This is a genomic window from Pseudarthrobacter sp. PvP004 (assembly GCF_017876035.1).
Lineage (GTDB): Bacteria > Actinomycetota > Actinomycetes > Actinomycetales > Micrococcaceae > Arthrobacter > Arthrobacter aurescens_A.
On the sequence record NZ_JAGINL010000001.1, the window covers coordinates 3,052,087 to 3,067,842 of the forward strand.

The following is a 15,756-nucleotide window of genomic DNA, read 5'->3' on the forward strand; positions in this document are numbered from 1 at the left end:
CCTCAGGACCCAACAGTGCGCCAAACACAACCCCACACACCCGCACCCCGGCAGCGTTCCAAACAACACCACACCCACAAGGGGCACAGGTTGCCGTACTGGCACCAGGACACAACCGGTGAAGGCCATGCCAAACAAGTTTGATTCGTTGATATTCCACCCATGAGCACCCACCGCAGAACAGACGCCTGCGCAATGGGCAACACTGACAACCACCACCACACCCATGCAGGCGCAGCAACCAGTTGTTAGCAGCTCCTTAGAAAGGAGGTGATCCAGCCGCACCTTCCGGTACGGCTACCTTGTTACGACTTAGTCCCAATCGCCGGTCCCACCTTCGACGGCTCCCCCCACAAGGGTTAGGCCACCGGCTTCGGGTGTTACCAACTTTCGTGACTTGACGGGCGGTGTGTACAAGGCCCGGGAACGTATTCACCGCAGCGTTGCTGATCTGCGATTACTAGCGACTCCGACTTCATGGGGTCGAGTTGCAGACCCCAATCCGAACTGAGACCGGCTTTTTGGGATTAGCTCCACCTCACAGTATCGCAACCCTTTGTACCGGCCATTGTAGCATGCGTGAAGCCCAAGACATAAGGGGCATGATGATTTGACGTCGTCCCCACCTTCCTCCGAGTTGACCCCGGCAGTCTCCTATGAGTCCCCGCCATAACGCGCTGGCAACATAGAACGAGGGTTGCGCTCGTTGCGGGACTTAACCCAACATCTCACGACACGAGCTGACGACAACCATGCACCACCTGTAAACCGACCGCAAGCGGGGCACCTGTTTCCAGGTCTTTCCGGTTCATGTCAAGCCTTGGTAAGGTTCTTCGCGTTGCATCGAATTAATCCGCATGCTCCGCCGCTTGTGCGGGCCCCCGTCAATTCCTTTGAGTTTTAGCCTTGCGGCCGTACTCCCCAGGCGGGGCACTTAATGCGTTAGCTACGGCGCGGAAAACGTGGAATGTCCCCCACACCTAGTGCCCAACGTTTACGGCATGGACTACCAGGGTATCTAATCCTGTTCGCTCCCCATGCTTTCGCTCCTCAGCGTCAGTTACAGCCCAGAGACCTGCCTTCGCCATCGGTGTTCCTCCTGATATCTGCGCATTTCACCGCTACACCAGGAATTCCAGTCTCCCCTACTGCACTCTAGTCTGCCCGTACCCACTGCAGAACCGGAGTTGAGCCCCGGTCTTTCACAGCAGACGCGACAAACCGCCTACGAGCTCTTTACGCCCAATAATTCCGGATAACGCTTGCGCCCTACGTATTACCGCGGCTGCTGGCACGTAGTTAGCCGGCGCTTCTTCTGCAGGTACCGTCACTTTCGCTTCTTCCCTACTGAAAGAGGTTTACAACCCGAAGGCCGTCATCCCTCACGCGGCGTCGCTGCATCAGGCTTGCGCCCATTGTGCAATATTCCCCACTGCTGCCTCCCGTAGGAGTCTGGGCCGTGTCTCAGTCCCAGTGTGGCCGGTCACCCTCTCAGGCCGGCTACCCGTCGTCGCCTTGGTAGGCCATTACCCCACCAACAAGCTGATAGGCCGCGAGTCCATCCAAAACCACAAAAGCTTTCCACCACCATGACATGCGCCAGATGGTCGTATCCGGTATTAGACCCAGTTTCCCAGGCTTATCCCAGAGTCAAGGGCAGGTTACTCACGTGTTACTCACCCGTTCGCCACTAATCCCCCCAGCAAGCCAGGGATCATCGTTCGACTTGCATGTGTTAAGCACGCCGCCAGCGTTCATCCTGAGCCAGGATCAAACTCTCCGTTGAAGAAAAACAAATCAAACAGACACAACCACACCCACCGGAAATAACGGCGAACACGGCTGCACAAAATTCGAAACCAGCTGAAAACCAGACCACCACACACGGGGGTGCATGACAATCCAGCATAAATTCAACCAATTGATAAAACAATCGGTATCAACAAACTTGGCACACTATTGAGTTCTCAAACAACAGGTCGCTAATCCAAAGCAGTACCACCAGCCTCAGCTGGATCGCTCCGGAGCAACTTTTCAAACTTACCGGCTGTCTCCCTCCGAGTCAAATCGGCAAGCGTGACTTGATTTTTCCTTGCGGTTTCCTGTCAGCTTGCGATCTCTACTCGTGGAGCAGCGCGGGTACTAACTATACCCCTACTTCCCCGGGATGGCAAAACCCCTCAGCGACACAGTCCATCTCCCGGGCAAAATCCCCGGGAACCAAGGGAAGAGGGCCCGGAAGCCAAGGCTCCGGACCCTCCTGTCCACAGTGGCTACTCAGCCGGCGCGAACCAGGAAGCGCCGAGCGGAGGGAGCGTGACGGTCAGCGCTGCAGGCTGGCCATCAGTCCCGGGAGTCGAAGCCTTCAACGATCCCGGGTTACCGACCCCCGAGCCGCCATATGTCTCCGAATCGGTGTTCAGGACTTCCGTCCACTCCCCTGCGGCGGGCACACCCAGGATGTAGTCCTTGTGGGGACCGCCCGAGAAGTTCACGGCGCAAACCAACGGCTTGCCATCGCCATCCCATCGGATGAAAGTCAGAACATTGTGGTCGGCATCTCCGCCATTGATCCACTGGAAACCGCCGGGCTCGTTGTCCCGCTGGTACAGGGCAGGCGTCGACGTGTATAGCTCGTTAAGATCCTTGACCAGGAGTTGCAGTCCGCGGTGCGCAGGAATCTCAGCAAGGAACCAGTCCAGTCCGTATTGCTCGGACCACTCTGCTTCCTGACCGAACTCCGTGCCCATGAAGATCAGCTGCTTGCCCGGATGCGCCCACTGATAAGCAAAGAACGCCCGCAGGTTTGCCAGCTGCTGCCAGCGGTCACCGGGCATCTTGCGCAGCATGGATCCCTTGCCGTGAACTACTTCGTCGTGGCTAATGGGCAGCAGGAAGTTCTCCGTGAAGGCGTAGACCAGGGAGAACGTGATGGTGCCGTGGTGCCATTTGCGGTTGATGGGGTCTTCGGAGATGTACTTGAGCGAGTCGTGCATCCAGCCCATGTTCCACTTGAGACCGAAGCCGAGTCCGCCGTGGTTGGTGGGCGCCGTGACACCGGGGAATGCCGTTGATTCCTCGGCGATGATGATGGCGCCGGGGTGGGACTTGTAGACGGTGGCGTTGACTTCCTGCATGAAGGAGATGGCTTCAAGGTTCTCGCGGCCGCCGAACTTATTGGGCCTCCACTGTCCTTCCTCACGGGAGTAGTCCAGGTAGATCATCGAGGCCACGGCATCCACGCGCAGGCCATCGATGTGGAACTCCTCCAGCCAGTACAGCGCGTTGGCGACAAGGAAGTTGCGGACCTCGCTGCGTCCGAAGTCGAAGATCAGCGTTCCCCAGTCGGGGTGCTCACCCAGGGCGGGGTCCGAGTGCTCGTACAGAGGCTGGCCGTCGAACTGCGCCAGCGCCCAGGAATCCTTAGGGAAGTGTGCGGGGACCCAGTCGAGGAGTACGCCGATGCCCGCTTGGTGCAGTGAATCCACCAGGAACCGGAACTCGTCCGGGTGTCCGAACCGCGACGTCGGGGCGAAGTAGGACGTCACTTGGTAGCCCCACGATCCACCGAAGGGGTGCTCCGCGACCGGCATGAACTCAACATGGGAGAACCCAAGCCACTTCACGTAGTCCACAAGTTCCTTGGCGAGTTCCTTGTAGCCAAGGCCCAACCGCCAGGAGCCCAAATGGACTTCGTAAACGCTCATGGGCGAGTTGTGCGGGTCCCTCTGGGCACGGGCACTCATCCATTCCGCGTCCTTGAACCGGTAACTGGCGTCCACCACACGGGAGGCTGTGAGCGGCGGGACCTCGGTGCCGAAGGCCATCGGGTCGGCTTTCTCCACCCACTGACCCGCCTTGGTCAGGATCTCGTATTTGTAGCACGCCCCTGCTACAACCCCGGGAATGAAGAGTTCCCACACACCGGAGGAGCCCAAGGAACGCATCCCGTGCTGGCGGCCATCCCACCCGTTGAAGTCGCCCTTAACGCGAACAGCCTGAGCATTTGGAGCCCAAACAGCGAACGAGACCCCGTCCACCTCGCTCAAGGCCGAGCGATAGTGCTGGACGTGCGCGCCGAGGACATCCCAGAGGCGTTCGTGGCGTCCTTCGCCGATCAGGTGCAGGTCCACCTCACCCACGGTGGGCAGGTAGTGGTAGGGGTCATCGATGGTGACGGGTTCGGCGTCGTACACCACTTCCAAACGGTAGTCCGGCACATGGCCTGCCTGCAGCGGTTCCAGGACCGCTGCCCAGACCCCGTGGGCCTCATGGGTCATGTCAGTACGGCCGGCTTCCGTCACCACAACGACGGACTTCGCGAGGTGCTTCACGGTGCGGATGGTGACGTGGCCATGATCGTCCAAGTGGGCACCAAGAACTGAGTGCGGCGCGTGGTAAGCGCCGGCCGCCACGCGTTCCAAGGTCTCGGAGTCCACGTGCAGGGGTACTCGGGGCCGTTCGGTGCGTGCAGAGCCAGTCATGTCATTACCTTCCGCTGTAGCTGCCGCATGCTTGCCGCGGCTTGTGTTGTCGAGGATTCGTCGGGATGCATTCACCGGAATTGACAGCCAGTCGGGCCGGTTCCGCAACTCGTAAACAACCTCGTATAAGGCCTTGTCCAGCCACAATGCCACAAAGAGCGGCGAGCGGCGGTCTATGGTTCCCGGGGTGACTTCGCTGTAACCCTCAAGGAACGCGGCGGCGCAGTCATCCACCCAGGTCTCGGGCACGTTGGCGTGGGCGTTTTCGCGCGTAGCGGCACCCGCTGCATAGTCGAACGACCGCAGCATGCCTGTGACATCCCGCAGGGGAAGATCGGGGCTGTTACGTTCATCGATGGTCCGGAGCGGCTCGCCCTCGAAGTCGAGGATGGCCCACCGTCCCGGCTGCCCCTCAGCGCCGGGAACCAGAAGGATCTGTCCCAGGTGGAGGTCGCCGTGAACGCGTTGCAACTGGCCGACGTCCCGGGGATCCAGAGCCGACAACAGCTCGTCGAGCTCGTGGTCGTAGGGCCCGACGGCGGCCGAGGCTTCGGCCCATGAGCCGCGGACACGCCGGGCCACAGTCGCGATGATGTCCGGGCCCTGTTCCTGGCCGTCGTGGGTTCCGAACGTCTCCGCGAGCCTCGCGTGAACCGTGGCAGTAGCAGCCCCGAGCCCGCGGGCCTCTGCCGTGAAATCCTTGCCGGCTGCGGCTGCCTCCACTGCCAGTCTCCAGGCATCGAGGCCTCCGAGAAGGAATTCGTGGGCGACGGTCAGCTCACCCGTGGCCGCTGCGGAACCGTTCGACGCCGGCCCGTCCCACGAGCCGGTTATCCAACCGAGCGTCGCGGGAACCTCGGTAGTCCCGGCCGCCGTCAGGGCGGCACCAAGTTCGACTTCGGGATTTTTACCTGCCGCAAGCACACGGAAAATTTTGACGATCGCTGCCGAATCGCCGTCGTCGATAATGACGGACGTGTTGGACTGCTCGCCGGACAGGACCTTGACCGAGGTGGGATTTTTTGGAAGCGCGACGCGGCCACGGGTGAGATGCCCCCGGGCGCCGGCCACGGTTCCTTCACTGCGCATGAGTTCCAGCCACGCCGTCACAAAATCCGCATCGTAGACGGCGTCGTACACCAGCCGCAGGCCAAGGTCAGGATCCGTGAACTCGCCCAACAATGCACTGGGAGCATCCGTGAGCGGCTGGCTCCGGTAACTCAACGGAACCTGGACGACGTCGGTCCGCGAACCGCCGTCGGCAGTTCGGTGGGTTACCGCCAGCAGCACAACTTCCAATCCGGCCTCCGCGCCGGTACCCGGGAGGCTGAAGCTGCCCACCTGCTCGAGCGCGAAGTCGGGGCTCTTGACGGGGAACCAGCGCTTGCCTGGCAGCCAGTTCCGGAGAAGTCCTTCAATGGAGGGGTTCAAGTTTGCCTTGCTCATCTCATCCTTTGGAGGTCACCACGGGAATCGCCTGGGTAAAAGGCGACGAGGGGTTGGAAAATGCCGAGCGGACCCGCAGCCAATAGAAGCTGTGGCTGCCCAGCATCACGGTCAAGTGACCGTTGTCGCCGACCGCCGGGAAAGGCTGGCCGCCGAAAATATCGCGCAGGCCACGGCCTGCAAACTCAGGTACGTCCAGCGTGGCTGCCACGGGGTGCTGTGAGAGGTTGAAGACGCACAGAATGGTTTCTGCGTCCTCCCCTTCCGGGTTGCCCGTCGGCAGTTCCCGGACGTAGGCCAGCACCACCTCATGGTCCGCCTCGATGTGCCGGAAGCCGCCCAGGCCAAACACCGGGTGGTTCTTCCGGACGCTGAGGATCTGGCGGGTCCAGCGCAGCAGCGAACCTGAGTGCGCGGCCTGGGCCTCAACGTTGGCCATGCTGTAGTTGTAAACCAGCGACTGTATGACCGGAAGGTAAAGCTTGCCCGGATCGGCCCCGGAGAAGCCCGCGTTACGATCGGGGTTCCACTGCATAGGGGTACGGACGGCGTCGCGGTCATCGAGCCAGATGTTGTCTCCCATGCCGATCTCATCCCCGTAGTACAGGAAGGGACTGCCCGGCAGGGAAAGCAGCAAGGCGTTGATGAGCTCGATCTCGGAGCGGGAGTTATCCAGCAGCGGCGCCAAACGTCGTCGGATACCAATGTTGGCCCGCATCCGGGGATCCGGGGCGTACCAGCCGAGCATGGCGGCACGCTCTTCCGCGGGCACCATCTCCAGCGTCAGTTCGTCGTGGTTCCTCAGGAAGGTCCCCCACTGCGCCCCCTTGGGGATCTCCGGGGTGTTCCGCAACGTCTCGATAATGGGGGCGGCCTTCTGGTCCCGCAAGGCGTAGTACAGCCGCGGCATGATGGGGAAGTGGAAGGCCATGTGGCATTCGGGGGCTTCCTCGGTGCCAAAGTACTCCACCACCTCATGCGGAGGTTGGTTTGCCTCGGCAATGATCACCCTGCCCGGATAGTTGGAGTCCACCATCCGGCGAAGGTCCTGAAGGAAGGTGTGTGTGGCCGGCAGGTTCTCGCAGTTGGTGCCGTCCTCTTCGAACAGGTAAGGGATGGCATCGGCGCGGAAGCCATCTATCCCTTGGTCCAGCCAGAAGCGGACTACGTCATAGAGCGCCTCGATGACGGCGGGATTCTCGAAGTTCAAGTCTGGCTGGTGACTGAAGAAGCGGTGCCAGAAGAACTGGCGGCGGATGGGATCGAAAGTCCAATTGGATTCCTCGGTATCAACGAAGATAATGCGTGCGTCCTGGTATTTCTCGTCCGTATCGCTCCACACGTAGAAATCGCCGTAGGGACCCGTTGGATCCTTGCGCGACTCCTGGAACCAAGGATGTTGGTCCGAGGTGTGGTTCAACGGCAGATCGATGATCACCCGGACGCCACGGGCGTGGGCCTCGGCAACCAGTCGCTTGAAATCGCTGATGGTGCCGAACTCGTCCAGCACGGACGTGTAGTCCGCGATGTCGTAACCGCCATCGCGCAACGGGGAATGGAAGAACGGGGGCAACCACAAGCAGTCGACACCCAGCCACTGGAGGTAGTCCAGTTTCTCGATCAGGCCGTGGAAGTCGCCGGAACCATCCCCGTTGGCATCCGCAAAGGCCCGCACCAGTACCTCATAGAAGACTGCCTTGCGGTACCAGTGCGGATCGTGCTGGAGACCTGGGGCGTTCAACTCGAAGGTGTTCTTCGGAGTGAAGTACTGGCTGGGGTTCTGCGGAGAAAAACTCACTAAGGCTGCCTCCGGATGCTCAGTATGTGTGCCGGTTCAACGTGGGCGTCCAGGCGGACGTAGTTGTGCTCGCCCCACTCCCAGCTCTGGCCACTGATCAAATCGTCCACGCGGAACCGGCCGTCCTCGTTGAAGTCAGAGGGATCCAGTTGCAGGGCCCCCAAGTCCAGGGACACCGTGCTTTCGCGGGTGCTGTGGGGATCCACATTGACCACAATGATCAAGGTGTCCTTGGTGCCGTCCGGGAGCGTTTTGTGCTTGGAGTAGACGATCGTGGCGTCGTCCGTGCTGCTGTGCAGCGTCAAGTTCTGCAGATCGCCCAGGGCCAGGTGGTTCTTGCGGATGGTGTTAAGCCTGGTGATGTACGGCGCCAAGGTACGCCCCGACTCAGCCGCGCCCTCCCAGTCCCGCGCCTTGTACTCGTACTTCTCATTGTCGATGTACTCCTCGGCTCCCGGACGGGCCACGTGCTCGTACAACTCGTAACCGGCGTAGACGCCCCACAGCGGGCTGGCCGTTGCGGCCAACGCGGCCCGGATGCGGAACGCTGCCGGGCCGCCGTACTGCAGGTACTCAGTGAGGATGTCCGGGGTGTTCACGAAGAAGTTCGGACGGAAGAACGCGGCGGTCTCATGGCTGACCTCGTGGAAGTACTGCTCCAGCTCAGTCTTGGTGTTCCGCCATGTGAAGTAGGTGTAGGACTGCTGGAATCCTGCGCGGCCCAAAGCATGCATCATTGGCGGGCGTGTGAAGGCCTCCGCCAGGAAGACAACCTCGGGGTTCTTCTTGTTGATCTTGCCGATCAGCCATTCCCAAAACCACACAGGCTTGGTGTGGGGATTGTCCACGCGGAAGACCTTGACGCCGTGGCTGATCCACAGTTGCACGATCCGCAGGATTTCCTTGGAAAGGCCGGCCGGGTCATTGTCGAAGTTCAGGGGATAAATGTCCTGGTACTTCTTCGGCGGGTTTTCTGCGTACGCGATGGAACCGTCCACGCGTGTGGTGAACCATTCAGGGTTGGACGTCACCCAAGGGTGGTCCGGAGCTGCTTGCAACGCCAGGTCCAGGGCAACTTCGAGTCCCAGCTCGTTAGCGCGCGCCACGAACGCATCAAAGTCCTCAAACGTACCCAGTTCCGGATGGATGGCGTCATGTCCACCGTCCTTGGAACCGATGGCCCACGGCGAACCTGGATCCTGCGGCCCCGGCGTCAGCGTGTTGTTGCGCCCCTTGCGGTGCTGGTAACCGATCGGGTGGATGGGCGGCAGGTAAATGATGTCGAAGCCCATGTCCGCCACGGCGTCGAGCCTCCTGGCTGCCGTGCGGAAGTTGCCGGAGGTCCACACGCCGGTGGAGTGATCCAACACGGCACCCTCTGAACGGGGGAAGAACTCGTACCAAGAACCGCGGCCTGCGAGGTCGCGTTCCACCTGCAGCGGGAAACGTTCCGAAACGGTCACCAACTCACGGATCGGAACGCGTCCGACGGCGGCCAGCACCTCGGGGCTGAAACCGGCACCAAGGCGCTCCTCGGCAGTCTTGGTGGTGTCGGCCAGCACGACGGAAGCGGCACGCAAGGTGCGCTTCTCCACTGCGCTGCGCCCGGCGTCGTCGTCAGCGGCTTCCGCGAGGAGGGCAGCGCCTTCGGCGAGCATCAGCTCGACGTCAATGCCGGCCCCTACCTTGACCTCGGCGTTGTGATGCCAAGTGCCGTACCGGTCATGCCAGGCCTCAATGACGAAGGACCAGGCACCGGTGCCGGTGGGCGTGATCAGGCCCTCCCAGCGATCCAGGCCCTTCCATTGCTCGCCCTGGGCCGGGGTCAGGCGTACTCGCTGACGCTCCTTGCCCCGGGGATCGAGCAGCACAGCGGAGACGCCCAGCTGGTCATGGCCTTCACGGAAGACCGTGGCGCCGACAACCAGGTCCTCGCCTGGCAAAGCCTTCGCCGGGAAACGGCCACCCTCAACCACCGGCTGCACGGCCGTGATGGGGAACCGGCCGAAGCGAAGTCCCTCGGTGATGTCCGTAGTCGTCTTGGATTTCAGAGCGGTGATGGTTCGCGCGGTTTTCGTCACAACCACGACGTTAGCGACAAAAATCACAGAATGCTAAGCACACGACCTATCTCCTTGACGCAAGATGACTTTTACCTAAAAGAAACCCAATCCAGTTCCGGCTGCCATGCGAGTCCGTTAGTGTGGCGCTCGTGAAGGCTATTCGAAGGTTTACAGTCCGTACCGTCCTCCCCGAGCCCATCAGGCCCCTGGCCCGTCTGGCAACCAATTTGCGCTGGTCCTGGCACCGGCCCACACGGGAACTTTTTGCGAGCCTTAACCCGGCTCTCTGGGAGGAATCGCAGCACGACCCCATAGCCCTGCTGGGGTCGATCAGCCGCGAGCAGTTACAGGATCTGGCCAATGACGGCGAGCTGGTGAACCGGGTCCAGGGCGCCGCAGCAGACCTGGACCGATACCTGAGCGAACCGCGCTGGTATCAAGGCCTCGGCGAAGACGCTCCGGCCTGCATCGCGTACTTCTCGCCCGAATTCGGTATCACCGAAGTACTCCCGCAGTACTCCGGCGGCCTCGGCATCCTGGCCGGTGACCACCTCAAGGCTGCCTCCGACCTCGGCGTGCCGCTGATCGGCGTCGGGCTTCTGTACCAGGCCGGTTACTTCAAGCAGTCGCTCTCCCGCGACGCCTGGCAGCAGGAAACCTACCCCGTACTGGATCCGGACGGCCTGCCGCTCACGCTGCTCCGCCACCCTGCCAAGGATGGCGCCCAGGGCAAGCCGGTCCACATTTCCCTTCCGCTGCCCAACGGCCGCGAGCTCCACGCACACGTGTGGCGTGCCGACGTCGGACGCGTTCCGCTGCTGCTGCTGGACTCGAACGTCCCCTCCAACGACGAAGCCGCGCGCGGCATCACCGACCGCCTGTACGGCGGCGGCGGCGACCACCGGCTCCAGCAGGAACTTCTCCTGGGCATGGGCGGCGTCAAGGCGCTGCGCGTCTACCAGGAACTCACCGGTACACCCGCGCCGGAAGTGTTCCACACCAACGAAGGCCACGCAGGGTTCCTGGGGATCGAACGCATCCAGGAAGCCATGTCCGACGCCCATGAGCCCCTCAGCTGGGACGAGGCCCTCGCCGCCGGACGCGCGTCCACCGTCTTCACCACGCACACGCCCGTACCCGCTGGCATCGACCGCTTCGAAACCGTGCAGATCAAGCACTTCTTCGAAGCCGGGCTGGCACCTGCTGTGCCCACCGAGCGCATCCTGGAACTCGGCCGCGAAAACTTCGACGGCGGCAACCCTTCCGTGTTCAACATGGCAGTGATGGGCCTGCGCCTGGCGCAACGTGCCAACGGTGTGGCCAAACTGCACGGCGTGGTGTCCCGCGAAATGTTCGCCGGGCTCTGGCCAGGATTCGACCACTCCGAAATCCCCATCACCTCCGTTACCAACGGTGTCCACGTGCCCACGTGGGTGGACCCCCGCATTTCGTCCCTGGCCCGGAACCAGTTCGGCGCGGAGGCCGAAGCACTCGGACGCTGGGACCTGGCCTACAACGTCAGCGACGAAGACGTCTGGGCCCTCCGTCGGGAACTCCGCGCCCAACTCATTGACGACGTCCGACGCCGGCTCCGGGCCTCGTGGAAGAAACGCGGCGCCGCCGACGCCGAACTCGGCTGGACCGACTCCGTCCTGGACCCTGACGTCCTCACCATCGGATTCGCACGCCGCGTGCCCACCTACAAGCGCCTCACGCTCATGCTGCGCGACCCTGCACGTTTGAAGGCCCTGCTGCTTGACCCCAAACACCCCATCCAGCTGGTCATCGCAGGCAAGTCCCACCCCGCAGACGATGCCGGCAAGAAAATGATCCAGGACCTGGTCAAGTTCACGGACGACCCCCAAGTCCGGCACAGGATCGTGTTCCTGCCCAACTACGACATCGCCATGGCACGGACACTGTTCCCCGGCTGCGACGTCTGGCTCAACAACCCGCTCCGCCCGCTGGAAGCCTGCGGCACCTCCGGCATGAAGGCCGCCATCAACGGCTCGCTCAACCTCTCCGTCCTGGACGGCTGGTGGGACGAAATGTACGACGGCGAAAACGGCTGGGCAATCCCCACAGCCAACAACAACGCATCCTCCGAGGAACGCGACGACATTGAGGCCTCAGCACTCTACGAGCTGCTGGAGACCCAGGTAGCCCCGCGCTTCTACGGCACCACCGTTGCCCAGGGCGCCGGAGCAGCAGGACCGTCCGAATCCAGCCGTGAAACCGTACCCACACACTGGGTGTCCATGATCAAGCACACGCTTGCCAACCTGGGCCCTGCCGTTTCGGCAGAACGCATGCTCCACGACTACGTCAACAACCTCTACTGCCCGGCCGCTGTGTCCGGACGCCGCGCTGTTGCCGAGTCGTTCAAGGAAGCCAAGGAACTCGCGGCCTGGACCTCCAAGGTTCGCAGTGCGTGGCCCGAGGTTGTAGTGGAACACGTAGACTCAGTTGGCGTCTCCGAAGAACCCCAAGTGGGCGACACGCTCCAAGTCAACGCCTACGTGGCCCTCAACAACCTCACCCCGGACGACGTCTCCGTGGAGGTAGCCTTCGGCCGCGCCGAGGAATCCGACGAGCTCGAAGACATCGTGGTGGCCGAACTGGATTCCCTGGAGGACCTCGGCGGCGGACGCCACCTGTTCAGCGGCTCACTGGTGATCAACCGGTCCGGCTCCTTCGGCTACACCGTCCGGGTGTTCCCGAAGCACAGCGCACTGGCATCAAAAGCTGAACTGGGGTTGATCGCGAACGCCTAAGCCTGGCTTCGCCCGCTGGGCGACCGTAACCCTCTGCGCGCTGCTCCTTCGTCGCTTTGACGCGCGCTGCCGGGTCACGGTGGCCCATTGGGGCGCCGTTAGGTGTGGCCGGTTCGCGATTTAGTTCTGGAAGACGGCGATGACTGCGAGGTCACGGCCGGCGTAGCGCTCTGCGTCTTGGAGGATCTCGCAGACCACGCCGAAGGAACGGTCCGTGCGGTAGGCCGCAGGGACTTGCCAGATCATGGTGACCGGGCTGCCGTCGTCCTCTGAGAGGGCATCGGCGTAGTCATGCAGGGAATCGTTGAGGGCGTCGAGGTTCACGCCATAGTACTCAGGGAAATCGAGGACCTGGCCGAAGACCTCAAGGACCCCTTGCTTGGTGCTTGCGGGTGGGACCAGAAGCGTTCGCCGGCCCGCGTCGGAGATCTGCTCTTGGAGTTCTTCGAGCGTCCAGGTGTCTGCGGAATAGATCTTCATGGGCTCCTACTTGTCTTCGACAATGAATTTGAACGACTCGTAATGGTCCGGGGTGTAGTACTTCGCTGAGTCCTTGCCCACGATGATTCGTCGCGCGCCGCGGTCCGACTCCCCCGGTGTGGGCACGGTGTACTCCTTGTAGAAACCACCGGACTTCTTCGGCAGCAATCCCTCGAAGTTGCCGAAGTTCACGCCGTCGCGGTCGTACGGGTACGGGCCGCCTTGGGCAATCAGCGCAAGGGTCTGGCGCGCTTCCTTGGGTAACTGAGAAGCATTGATGGTGGGCAGCGAAGAGGGGTTGGCGACGGCGGGAGTGGCGCCTGCGGTGGCTGCCGCCGTTGGTGACGTCGATGTGGAGCCAGGTTCCGGCGTCGTGGTTTGCGCGGTCAGTGAGCCTCCACCCACCATGGCAACCACCAGCACGACGACGGCAATCACCAGACCCGCGAATGCCACCAGTTTGCTGCGGCTGCGGTTCATGCTGAGAGACTCCTGTTAGTTGGCGCTTCTAGGCAGCGACTATGTGCGGTAGATGTTGATGGTGTTGGCTTGCAGGATATCCCGCTCGCCCGACGCCACCAACGCGCCCTTCCTTCGCTCATGCAGCACCGAGGTGGTGAAGCGAAGTTCAAACATGCGCTTTCCGATGCCTGACTCGCTCAAGATCTCCGGCAGGACCATTTTCACGTCCTGGTTGCTGCCGTTCACTGAGATCAACCCGCGGATCTCACTGTCCTCGTGACCCATCAGGAGCTGGACGGAGCGGACACTGGGATCGTTCCAGCGCGCCGGAGTCATCCGCTTTCCCTTGTCGTCAAACCATTGCAGGCTGGAATCGTTCGCGTTGCCGGGGAAACTTTCAGGCTGGTGCCTCAAGAACCAACGGCGCAGCCTGACCAGTTCACGCGTGGTCCTGAACATGGCGTTGGCTTCCTGGGTCCGGCTCCAGTCAAGCCAGGCCGTGGGATTGTCCTGGCAGTAGGCGTTGTTGTTGCCTTGTTGGGTGCGCCCGATCTCGTCGCCGGCAGTGATCATGGGAACGCCGAAAGACAGGAGCAAGGTGGCCATCAGGTTGCGGACCGACAGGGCACGGGCGGCGACGATTGCCTCGTTCTCGCTCCTGCCCTCCACGCCGTGGTTGTAGCTCCGGTTGTCTCCGTGGCCGTCGCGGTTCTGCTCCCCGTTGGCCTCGTTGTGTTTGCGGTCGTAGCTGACCAGGTCCTTGAGGGTGAAACCGTCGTGGGCGGTGATGAAGTTGACGCTGGCCAGGCGGGTGCGGCCCGATGATGCGAAGAGGTTGGCGGAGCCGGCCATGAGCTCAGCCAACGACGCCACCGAGCCGCCTTGGCCGCCGGCCTCGATCGCGGCCCTGTCAGACAGCCAGAAGCTCCGGACTCCGTCACGGAAGTGGTCATTCCAGTCCGACCATCCGTGCGGGAACCGCCCCGTCTGCCACCCTCCATAGCCAACATCCCAAGGCTCGGCGATCAGCTTGACCGCTGAGAGTACGGGGTCCTCGGCAATCGCCTGCAGGAAAGGGTGCTGGGGATCGAAGGTGTTACTGGCATCCCGGCACAGCGTCACCGCGAGGTCGAAGCGGAACCCGTCCACATGGAAATCGTTCACCCAGTAACGCAAGGAATCCAGGGCGAGATCAACCACTACGGGATCACTGAAATCCAAGGTGTTGCCGCATCCGGTGGTGTCCAGGTAGCGCCCATGGGCGTCGTGCCGGTAGTAACGTTTCTCTGCCAAACCCCGGAAGCTCAGCGGCGGTCCGTCGGGCCCCGCTTCGGCCGTGTGGTTATACACGACGTCGAGAATGACTTCGATCCCCGCCGCATGGAGCAGTTTGATCATGCCCTTGAGCTCATCCTGCACCGCGTGGGGCCCGGCATTGCGAGCCGCCTCCGTGGCGTAGTCAGCGTGGGGAGCAAAGAAGGCAGCCGTGTTGTAGCCCCAGTAATTGGTCATGCCCAAGTCCTGGAGGTGGGACTCATCCAAGTGGAAATGAATGGGCAGAAGCTGGACGGCCGTGATGCCCAGTTCAGTGAGGTGCTGGATCATCACAGGATGCGCCATGCCCGCGTAGGTCCCGCGGAGGTGCTCAGGGATGTCCGGGTGCAGCATGGTTTGGCCACGAACGTGTGCCTCATAGATCACCGAGGTGCGCATGGGCGTTCGTGGCGGGCGGTCGTCGCCCCAATCAAAGCCTGTATCCACGTGGACGCTTGTGAGGAACTCGCCCCGCTGGTCCACGGCGCGGCCGTAAGGATCGAGCAGCAGTGGCTGGCCGCCGTCGTCGTCCAGGTCCACAGCCGGGATGGACAGCGGAAGCCCGCCCTCACCGGGGGCCTCACGGAAGCCATAGCGGGTGCCCGGCGGCATGCCGTTGACGAGGCTGAAGTGGACGCCGTTCTCAACGTTGGACAGAATGTGGGACTGCCACGGTTCGCCGGGTGCTTGGAACACCACCTCCACGCGGTCCAGATCCGGTGCGAAGACGGCCACGTTCACCGAATCGTTGGGTGCGGTTTGGGCGTCGAAAACTCCGGGCTGGGGCGCGCTCAGTCCGAGGGGCCTGGGCTGCGACGCATCCAGGGCAGCTGCTGTGTCAAAAATCGGCATAACCATTGCTTGCAAGTTTAGTTCCACGCAAAGTATGTACCGCGCGGGCCCGCCATGTGACGACGTTCAGCATCTCGATTTCA

General features: G+C 62.2%; 7 protein-coding genes and 1 rRNA gene. 1 reads left to right on the forward strand and 7 read right to left on the reverse strand.

Annotated elements, in window-relative coordinates; genetic code table 11:
* Positions 1 to 263: 263 nt before the first annotated feature.
* From J3A64_RS13685 to J3A64_RS13700, 4 genes are all read right to left on the reverse strand, one after another.
* A 16S ribosomal RNA gene (locus J3A64_RS13685) occupies positions 264 to 1,786 on the reverse strand.
* A 487-nt stretch (positions 1,787 to 2,273) separates the two neighbouring features.
* On the reverse strand, positions 2,274 to 5,930 hold the full coding sequence (locus tag J3A64_RS13690) for a 1,4-alpha-glucan branching enzyme (RefSeq protein ID WP_210064535.1): 3,657 nt from the start codon (positions 5,928 to 5,930) through the stop codon (positions 2,274 to 2,276).
* Between the two features lies 1 nt (position 5,931).
* Entirely contained in the window at positions 5,932 to 7,728 is a 1,797-nt protein-coding gene (gene treS / locus J3A64_RS13695) for a maltose alpha-D-glucosyltransferase (protein WP_011773650.1), read from the reverse strand.
* Entirely contained in the window at positions 7,728 to 9,815 is a 2,088-nt protein-coding gene (locus J3A64_RS13700; protein WP_307807227.1) for an alpha-1,4-glucan--maltose-1-phosphate maltosyltransferase, read from the reverse strand. The genes treS and J3A64_RS13700 overlap by 1 nt, the downstream gene beginning before the upstream one ends.
* 125 nt (positions 9,816 to 9,940) lie before the next feature.
* On the opposite strand from J3A64_RS13700, the gene glgP reads away from it, so the two are divergent.
* Positions 9,941 to 12,565: an alpha-glucan family phosphorylase gene (gene glgP, locus J3A64_RS13705; RefSeq protein ID WP_187329920.1), complete on the forward strand. Its 2,625-nt coding sequence runs from the start codon at positions 9,941 to 9,943 to the stop codon at positions 12,563 to 12,565.
* A 120-nt stretch (positions 12,566 to 12,685) separates the two neighbouring features.
* Here the strand turns inward: glgP and J3A64_RS13710 are convergent, their stop codons facing one another.
* Genes J3A64_RS13710 through glgX form a run of 3 tightly spaced genes read right to left on the reverse strand, consistent with a single transcriptional unit; the run spans position 12,686 to position 15,679 of the window.
* Positions 12,686 to 13,045, reverse strand: coding sequence for a barstar family protein (locus tag J3A64_RS13710; RefSeq protein WP_011773647.1), 360 nt, complete (start codon positions 13,043 to 13,045; stop codon positions 12,686 to 12,688).
* A gap of 6 nt (positions 13,046 to 13,051) precedes the next feature.
* On the reverse strand, positions 13,052 to 13,525 hold the full coding sequence (locus J3A64_RS13715; protein ID WP_210064536.1) for a ribonuclease domain-containing protein: 474 nt from the start codon (positions 13,523 to 13,525) through the stop codon (positions 13,052 to 13,054).
* A 39-nt stretch (positions 13,526 to 13,564) separates the two neighbouring features.
* Positions 13,565 to 15,679, reverse strand: coding sequence for a glycogen debranching protein GlgX (gene glgX, locus J3A64_RS13720; protein ID WP_043805813.1), 2,115 nt, complete (start codon positions 15,677 to 15,679; stop codon positions 13,565 to 13,567).
* Between the last annotated feature and the right edge of the window lie 77 nt (positions 15,680 to 15,756).

Coding starts and splice junctions, on each gene's coding strand:
- J3A64_RS13690 (WP_210064535.1), bottom strand. CDS start 5,930: ATGAGCAAGGCAAACTTGAACCCCTCCATTGAAGGACTTCTCCGGAAC.
- J3A64_RS13710 (WP_011773647.1), bottom strand. CDS start 13,045: ATGAAGATCTATTCCGCAGACACCTGGACGCTCGAAGAACTCCAAGAG.
- J3A64_RS13715 (WP_210064536.1), bottom strand. CDS start 13,525: ATGAACCGCAGCCGCAGCAAACTGGTGGCATTCGCGGGTCTGGTGATT.
- glgX (WP_043805813.1), bottom strand. CDS start 15,679: ATGGTTATGCCGATTTTTGACACAGCAGCTGCCCTGGATGCGTCGCAG.